The sequence below is a fragment of the Tolypothrix sp. VBCCA 56010 genome (assembly GCF_050875635.1).
Taxonomy (GTDB): domain Bacteria; phylum Cyanobacteriota; class Cyanobacteriia; order Cyanobacteriales; family Nostocaceae; genus Hassallia.
The window spans coordinates 1-7,315 of the sequence record NZ_JBPAOH010000241.1; the positions used below are offsets into that span (position 1 = coordinate 1).

Below are 7,315 nucleotides of genomic sequence, written 5' to 3' on the forward strand. Positions count from 1 at the left end.
CAATCCTAGTCTTGCTGGTTCAATATTTGCTGAATAAAAAGTATCATCTACTACAAAATTTTTTAGCGATCGCCCTGAGGAGAAAACTTTTTGGTTTACTGACGAGTAAAAAGGTAAGGATTGCTTTTAATGAAAGCCTCCACTGCACTTTTCTTGCGAAGGTGGAAGTAGCATTCCTTGACTAATGAAACTACCCAGCTTTGGTAAGGAGAAAGTGGAACCTCGCGATCGCGACTACACTTTTTCTCGTGCCACAATTCTCTAGGCAGTTCTGGATAATCCTCCTTAAAGTTAGGGATCTTCCAGTAAGCAATACCTTCGTGCCGCCAGATAGTCGGTCGGGAGGTGTTTAACACTTGAGCTAACGCATTCTTAGACAATGGACAGTCAGCATAAAAGGCTGCATCCATCACTGCGCCGCCCAAACTGTATAGTTGTGAGACGGTCATGATTTTACACTTGATGAAATACTTGGACAGTGGTGAGCGGCAATGGACACCTGCGGACACCTTACAAGCTAGTATTTAGCATCGGGAAGCCTGAAACCCGCATCATTAAGCGCTTTTTGACCCTGCTGAACACTTGTTATTACGTCTGTGGGCGTTGCGTTTACCGCTCATGTAAGCTAATATAGCGTAAGGTTTACTAAGGTGTCAACTAGTAGACTAAAATTAATTAGTAAGCAATACTAAGGTGTAGTTAACCATCTAAGTTTGTGCCGAACCAACGAGCCAAGGATCGACCGCGAGTACAGTTTGTTTGCGATCAAAAGTTAGCAGATGATTTGCAAGGTTGGGCAGATAGCGAAAACCGTAGTCGCTCCAATTTAATAGAGACTCTGCTATTCGAGGTTGTAAGTGAACGTGAACGTAGTAGCGACCCCCACGGCTTGCCGACAAGCGAACTTATCGATCAACTGAAGAAGTTTTTACAACTACTAACAGGCGATCGCGAACGTAACGGTATTAGTTATGTGTTGTTGGGTCAAACACTCGGCATAGACCCGGAAAAACTGCACGAACTTTATGTATTGGTTGAAGAGTGCCGAGCCAAACAGCCAGGTATTCGAGAAGCCAAAAGCTGAGGCAGCCGCAGTCTCCTAGTTGCCGTAACTTTACGGTGACAAGGGTTTCAGCAATTATGCCAGAAATCATCAAAAACAAGAGGGCGATCGCGCCTATCATAGTCCGAATCAGTATTTTTGTACTGATTTCGTTGATCTATGGTTCGCGAACTTAATCGCCCCCGAACATCAAAAACCCCGAAAATGGGAGTTTCCGGGGTTTTCTTGAACTATTGTCAACATCGCGGGTAACTCCTAAAAGTTTGGAGACTTGAGTTAGACCGCTTTCGCTAAACACAATTCTACCGTAGGCGAAGGCGATCAACAAGGAGTTACCCCGGAAAAATAAAAAAACTGGAGTAACCAATGCAAACTCAAAATTTGATCCACGCCTCTAAAACAAATTCCTGCGTACATTGCGGTAAGACTGACTGGTGTTATCTGATAGGCGACTTATCAGTTTGTAAGCGTAAGGCAGAGCCTGCAAAAGGCTGGACTAAAACCTCTAGACGCGATAAAGATGGTGATTTCTACTACGCGCCTTTTCAAGAAAAGAGGGTGCGCCCCAAGGCGAAAAAAGATTATTTTTACCCCTCTCGCGATGGCAGCGCGTTAATTAAGGTCAGCCGAATTGATGACGGTTACGGGAGGAAGAAATTCTTCCAGTCGCACTGGGACGGGCAAAACTGGGTTAATAGCAACCCTGAGGACATTAAGCGTCAGATCCCTGTTTACCGCTACCAAGAAGTTAGAAAGGCGATCGCCGCTGGTGAATTAATTTTTGTCGTAGAGGGTGAGAGCGTAGCTGATACCCTTTGGGAATTAGGGCTTGCTGCTACCACATTTATTGGCGGCGCTGGTAAGTATAACGCTTACGGATCTGGATACAAGCAAGACCTCGCAGGAGCCTCTTTAGTGCTTTGTCCAGATCGCGATCAGCCTGGGGTCGCTCACATGCGAGAGGTCGCCCAAGATTTCCCCAATATTCAATGGTTGTATGCCCCACCTACGCCTTTCTTCTGGGAACATTTACCAAAGTCTCAAGGATTAGATGTTGGGGATTGGATTAACGACGGCGCGACCGTTCCTGGCATTATGCAGCAAATACAACTTCAGCCGTTTACGTATCTAAGTAGTGATTGTAAGGTGACAGGTGACAGTGACAGTTTTGGTGACAGTTGGGTGACAGCTACACGTAGCTCTAGGCAAACAGTCCAAGAAGTTGTCACCGCTGTCACCACTGTCCTGGGGGGTAGCCTTGGTTATTTAGAGGAAAAATACGCGCTACACCAAGCATACTTAAATTCGGGAATTGACAGACGAACGTTCGATGATATTGTCGCGACGGAAAAGCTTAAATTAGCCCAGATTGAGCAAGAGACAAAAGAGAAGTTAAGCGCTCTTTTGTCAGGCTCCGATGCTGACATCGACTGGCGTAAGGCGCTTCCCACATCGTTAGCTCGCGACCTAATTCACGATAGTGAGGTTCTAAATGTAGATCCAGTGGTCATTTGGCAAACGATTTTGAGTGTTTGCGCTAGTTTGGCAGGCATTAGGACAAAGCTGGATGTTGAGTCTCACAAAATCCCCGCAATTATCTGGACGGCGACCGTCGCAGAGAGTGGATCTGGCAAAACTCGTGGCGACGGATTGGGGACGGCTCCTTTGATCGAGATGCAACTAAGAGAGAAAACGCGCTACGACGAGGCTAGTAGAGCTTACAAGGTGGCTTATCGAGAATGGGAGAAGGCGGGACGCGAGGGCGATGAACCCTTGGCTCCTGTAATGCGTAAGTATTTATTTGATGTCGCCACGATCCAATCAGTAATGAAGCGATGCGCCGAGAATGGCGAGAATGGCGCACTATGGGCAAGAGACGAGCTAAATGGGCTATTTAAGTCTCTGGGGCAATTTAACTCAGGAGGTGACGAGGGGCTGCAAATCCTTCTCAAGGCGTGGAATGGTGGTTCTATGTCAGTTGACCGCGTAGATATATCTAACAGTTTTTTTGTCAGAGACTCTGCCTTAAGTCTAACGGGGGGCATCCAGCCCGGAGTTTTTCGAGAAAGCTTTAAAGACAGCAACGATGCGTCTGGGCTGCAAGCGAGGTTCTTGTTTGCCGTCCCAGCCCGTCAACGGCAATCTCGGCGTAAGTCTAAGGGTTATTGCCAGCTAGCTGACAAGCTTCCCGGTCTTTACAGGTGGCTTGACGAACTGCCAGCCACGACCGTCAAACTCACGCCAGCATCGGACAAACTCTACACGGAGTTAGTTGATCTGCAAGAAGACGAATTAGAAAAAACCTCTAACCCTTCGGTGAGGGCGTGGCTTGCAAAATGGTCAACCCATGCGATGAGGATCGCGCTGGTCTTGCATCTCATAGAGTGCTACTACAAGGGATTGACCCCAGACTGTGGCTTATCGGGAGAGACTCTAGAACGAGGTATTGCAATCTCCCAGTATTACCGCAGTGTATTTTCGTCTCTTCAAGAAAAAGTCTCTGATAATGACGAGCTTTCTACTATCCTTCTGCAAATACAAGATCGTTCGCTGAAAGCGCCGTCAGGCATCACGATGCGCGACTTGTATCGAAGTGTTAAGCCTCTCTCAAAGGCTAGTAAAGAGGAGGGCGTAAGCGTCTCCGTCTATACCGAATCACTCTGCTCTCAACTGTCATCATTAGGGTATGGTCAAGTTGTACGGAGTGAACGTAAAGTAAAATATATAGCATTTGTTTCTAAAAAAGGTATAGGGGGGTCTAATATTGGTGACAGTGGTGACAGTAGCCATAAAAGTACTGTAGATGATGAATTACAGGTGTCACCAGAACTGTCACCAGAACTGTCACTGTCACCGCTAAATTACAATTGCCACTTAGATACTGAGGAAGTACCCCCACCCGATGATACTTCTAAAATTCAAGAGTTTTCTGAAGAAGAGGTGCAGGTAAATGCGGGTTACATCAGAGAGGCGATCGCGGAGATGAACTGGAAAATGATCCAAGAGTTAACCGACGGCTGGGAGCCTCAATTTAAGCGGTTGGTGTGGCGATGCCTAACAGCAGATGAGAAAGCAATAGTAAAACTTCTAGCCCAGCGATAAATAACCAACGAGGTACATATGCGGAAAATATTATTTAACCAGGCGATCGCCACCATCCGAGGCGAACTAGTTCAGAAAGGCGACGGGCTAGCTCTAGAAAGTGAGCATGGGCTAATAAATCTAGAGTTAGCTAGGGGTCGTCTCCTGCCCCTCGTGGCGGGGACGTGCGTTGTTCTGTCTGGCTATCCAAGGTTCAATACCAAAAGTGGGAAGGTTCAATCTTTGGCTGTAACTAGCATGTCGGTGTTGCGATCGCCGGGAAGCTTGACACTTTCCGGTCGAATCTTTGCTGTTGGCGACGGACAGCTTGTAATTCAAGTCAATCCAAAGTTGATGGATGCGTTTTTCGTCCCCGTCCAAGGATACCTGCGTGACTCAAAAGAAGGTGAAATTTGGCGGTTGGAATGCTTGCTAGAGCAAGGATCGGCGACTTTAATTGATGGCGAAAAATTAAAGAACGCATACGCCGCCCCAACCTTGAAGCGCAAGCGCAAGCATTCCAAAAAGCAGCAAGTAGCAGCATAGTTACGCTCACAGCGGCAACTGTTCGGAAGGTTAAGCGCAGCAGCCTCCACCCCTGGCTAGGAATTAGTTAGCCGAGCGGTGGTAGCGATCGCCCCTCGCACTTCCTGTCACTTTACGGCAACAACAGCTTCGCGCAAAAACTTCGGTGATTATTCGGCAGGCAGGATTGGTGCGTATTAGGTTGTCGCTTGCGACAATAACTGTACGTATCCTTTTATGCTTTCATTAAGAACGTGAACTCAATTAAAGTAGCAACTCGCAAACAGCCCTGGTACGCCATCCCAGGCGAGTCATCACATGCCTATCAGTTGTTTTATCATTACGTCTGCATGGGTGTGGATGGCAAGAGGTCGTTGCGACAACTGGCTCAACAAATCGGTATGAATTGCCGCACGATCCAGTACTACTGCCAAAAATACCATTGGGTATCACGCGCACAGCAGTTCGATTTGCATAACCTTCAGAAAAAATTTGATAATCATGCCTAAAACTTTAACCCCAATCCAAGCCCTTGAACAGAAAATCAAGGATACCGAAGCCGCGATCGCCGACAGAGAGCACGAGTTTTTGTTGCAGCAGCAAGAAAACAACGAGTTCTCTGAAGCCCTAAAAATCTTAAATTCTGGCGTTGCCGATTATGTGCAGCCCGGTCGCGTTTTGATTTTGTCCAAAATCAACTCCTTATTAGATGAAGCCAGCGATGCCGAAGACAGAAAGTTCCGCTTAGAAACTACCCAAAGGGCGATTGCGGCTGGTCGGGTTGCCTCCACCAATCTCGAAAACGAGCTTCAGCGGTTGCGGCAGCAGCTGGCGATCGCCCAAGACGAACTCGACTGGCAGCAAGACTATGCTGATGCAGCGCAGAGGTATCGATTAGCATTCATGCTGCCTGATCCAAGCGAACGCAAAGAATCTCAGATCAGATCGCTTGAAAAGGATATCGCCACAAAACAACAGCAGCTTACAAGGGCGCAGGCGTGGCTTCAAGCGCCCCAAGATAACAAACCTTGGTACACAGGTGTCGTGGGAATGTCATCAGCGGTAGACGATGAGCCAGTGCTTGTATCCGCGATCGCGACCCTTACAGCAAGCCTGGAAAGATTGAGAGCCGAACCAGAAAGGGTTGACGAAGAATGGCAGGCAGCGTTTAGACGGTTCATCCGGCAACGAGTCGCCGTACAAGTCCCATTAACAAAACTGCTAGAAAGTCAAGCCTCATACCTGAGAGCGGTGGCAGAATTCAAAGAGGCGCTTCAAATCAACCCTTGCGCGTGTGAGTTCAGCCCCCACGCGATCGGACAAGTTCGGATCGTCAACAACTCAGAAAATGGGCGAATTACTCTCGCTTAGTTTCATCGCAGTCAACGTAACTTTACGGTAACAGGAGGAAAACGAATGATTGTTGATATAAACGGCGTAGCGGTAGACTTCGGCAATGAAAAATTTATCGCGGCTTTGAGAGAACAAGTAGATGACAGACAGATCAAAAGGGCTTTTCTATCCCTTCGGGGCAAGTACGACGAAAAAAAGCTGATTGACCCCTCCTATGTCGAGGGTTGTTGGGAAGGAATAAAGCACGCGCAAGCAGACGGCGGTGCGATCGCCAATGCGAGGGAAAAGCGCATGACGCGGATCGAAAACAGTTACAAAAATAGCTAAAACCCGCTCTACGCCTGCGTTCGCGGGTGTCGGTAGGCTGTAGCCAGTTTGCAGGCTACATCCCACCGACTGTAGCCAATCTTCTGCCGCTGTTGTCGTAAAGTTACGGTAACAGCCGTGATATCATATAGAACCCATTTGAGATCTATACAGGAGGGCAATCGAATTTGGCTGAACTACGAGCTAAGTTACAAATTTTATAGATTGATCGTCAGGATTTTTTTCTTACTTTTTTTGTCGCTTAATACGACTGTATTGTAGGGTAATGTATCCGTTCCCAGCGGAATTGGCAGCCTAAAACTGGGGCTTTTATGATCGAGTTCGCCTAAATCAATGCTTTTCTTTATATCGCCATCTGTTGCCAGATAAGCGGTAAGTTCGCCTTTATAATCTTCAATTAAAAAGTCTCTAAAGAAAAGGACTTCCCCACCCTCAGGATCTATACCAAGGATGACCGTACCGCTGAAAGTTGCGCCTTTTCGTTCTTCATCAACCGTTGCCATTGTGATTTCCGAGGGGTCTTGACCGGACATATCTGCCATAAACTTTTTCCTGGGCGAATTCTCAACAATTGAAAATGATTTTACAAGAGCGCTATGGGCGATCGCAAAACTCTCAGGACGTATTTCTGCATCAGGCTTTTTTTCTTCAACCCCTCTGCCCTACCGTCTGAACTCAAAAGGAAAGGACGTTTTGATGAAAACTTTTTCGTCGATCTACCAACCGTTCCAGAACGAGCGCAAATCCTCAGCATCCATGTACAACGCTTTGGCATCACTGTTGAAGACGAGTATCTAGAGGCGATCGCCACGCCACGCATCACAGCTTGATCAGCCCCTCCCCTTCTAGGCACAAAATGGTTAACTCACATCTTGCACCTGTACGAGTAAACCGCGAATAAGCAAAACTACAGCACAAAAATGTAACACTAGATAAATAACCAGTTTATGTAAGTTTTTGTTTTCA

9 protein-coding genes are annotated in these 7,315 nt (G+C 47.1%); 7 read left to right on the forward strand and 2 right to left on the reverse strand.

Annotated elements, in window-relative coordinates:
* Positions 1-95 precede the first annotated feature (95 nt).
* Positions 96-449 (reverse strand): hypothetical protein, encoded by a 354-nt coding sequence (locus AABK37_RS39075; RefSeq protein WP_432556776.1) that lies wholly within the window; start codon positions 447-449, stop codon positions 96-98.
* Between the two features lie 266 nt (positions 450-715).
* Between AABK37_RS39075 and AABK37_RS39080 the strand changes: the two genes are divergently transcribed.
* The 6 genes from AABK37_RS39080 (at position 716) to AABK37_RS39105 (ending at position 6,349) form a co-directional block, all read left to right on the forward strand.
* Positions 716-1,084: a ribbon-helix-helix domain-containing protein gene (locus tag AABK37_RS39080; protein ID WP_432556777.1), complete on the forward strand. Its 369-nt coding sequence runs from the start codon at positions 716-718 to the stop codon at positions 1,082-1,084.
* Between the two features lie 345 nt (positions 1,085-1,429).
* Positions 1,430-4,165: a DUF3987 domain-containing protein gene (locus AABK37_RS39085; protein WP_432556778.1), complete on the forward strand. Its 2,736-nt coding sequence runs from the start codon at positions 1,430-1,432 to the stop codon at positions 4,163-4,165.
* 18 nt (positions 4,166-4,183) lie between these two features.
* Positions 4,184-4,690, forward strand: coding sequence for a hypothetical protein (locus AABK37_RS39090; RefSeq protein WP_432556779.1), 507 nt, complete (start codon positions 4,184-4,186; stop codon positions 4,688-4,690).
* A 329-nt stretch (positions 4,691-5,019) separates the two neighbouring features.
* Positions 5,020-5,178 carry a terminase gpP N-terminus-related DNA-binding protein gene (locus AABK37_RS39095; protein WP_432556783.1) on the forward strand — a complete coding sequence of 53 codons (159 nt, stop codon included), beginning with the start codon at positions 5,020-5,022 and terminating at the stop codon, positions 5,176-5,178.
* On the forward strand, positions 5,171-6,040 hold the full coding sequence (locus tag AABK37_RS39100) for a hypothetical protein (RefSeq protein ID WP_432556780.1): 870 nt from the start codon (positions 5,171-5,173) through the stop codon (positions 6,038-6,040). The genes AABK37_RS39095 and AABK37_RS39100 overlap by 8 nt, the downstream gene beginning before the upstream one ends.
* 45 nt (positions 6,041-6,085) lie before the next feature.
* Positions 6,086-6,349 (forward strand): hypothetical protein, encoded by a 264-nt coding sequence (locus tag AABK37_RS39105; protein ID WP_432556781.1) that lies wholly within the window; start codon positions 6,086-6,088, stop codon positions 6,347-6,349.
* A 197-nt stretch (positions 6,350-6,546) separates the two neighbouring features.
* On the opposite strand, the gene AABK37_RS39110 is transcribed toward AABK37_RS39105, so the two are convergent.
* Positions 6,547-6,891, reverse strand: a complete 345-nt coding sequence (locus AABK37_RS39110) for a hypothetical protein (protein ID WP_432556782.1) — start codon at positions 6,889-6,891, stop codon at positions 6,547-6,549.
* Between the two features lie 54 nt (positions 6,892-6,945).
* On the opposite strand from AABK37_RS39110, the gene AABK37_RS39115 reads away from it, so the two are divergent.
* A complete protein-coding gene (locus AABK37_RS39115; RefSeq protein WP_432556784.1) occupies positions 6,946-7,179 on the forward strand; it encodes a hypothetical protein in 234 nt (77 codons plus the stop codon).
* Positions 7,180-7,315 lie beyond the last annotated feature (136 nt).

Coding starts and splice junctions, on each gene's coding strand:
- AABK37_RS39095 (WP_432556783.1), top strand. CDS start 5,020: ATGGGTGTGGATGGCAAGAGGTCGTTGCGACAACTGGCTCAACAAATC.
- AABK37_RS39105 (WP_432556781.1), top strand. CDS start 6,086: ATGATTGTTGATATAAACGGCGTAGCGGTAGACTTCGGCAATGAAAAA.
- AABK37_RS39110 (WP_432556782.1), bottom strand. CDS start 6,891: ATGGCAGATATGTCCGGTCAAGACCCCTCGGAAATCACAATGGCAACG.
- AABK37_RS39090 (WP_432556779.1), top strand. CDS start 4,184: ATGCGGAAAATATTATTTAACCAGGCGATCGCCACCATCCGAGGCGAA.
- AABK37_RS39100 (WP_432556780.1), top strand. CDS start 5,171: ATGCCTAAAACTTTAACCCCAATCCAAGCCCTTGAACAGAAAATCAAG.
- AABK37_RS39085 (WP_432556778.1), top strand. CDS start 1,430: ATGCAAACTCAAAATTTGATCCACGCCTCTAAAACAAATTCCTGCGTA.
- AABK37_RS39115 (WP_432556784.1), top strand. CDS start 6,946: ATGGGCGATCGCAAAACTCTCAGGACGTATTTCTGCATCAGGCTTTTT.
- AABK37_RS39075 (WP_432556776.1), bottom strand. CDS start 449: ATGACCGTCTCACAACTATACAGTTTGGGCGGCGCAGTGATGGATGCA.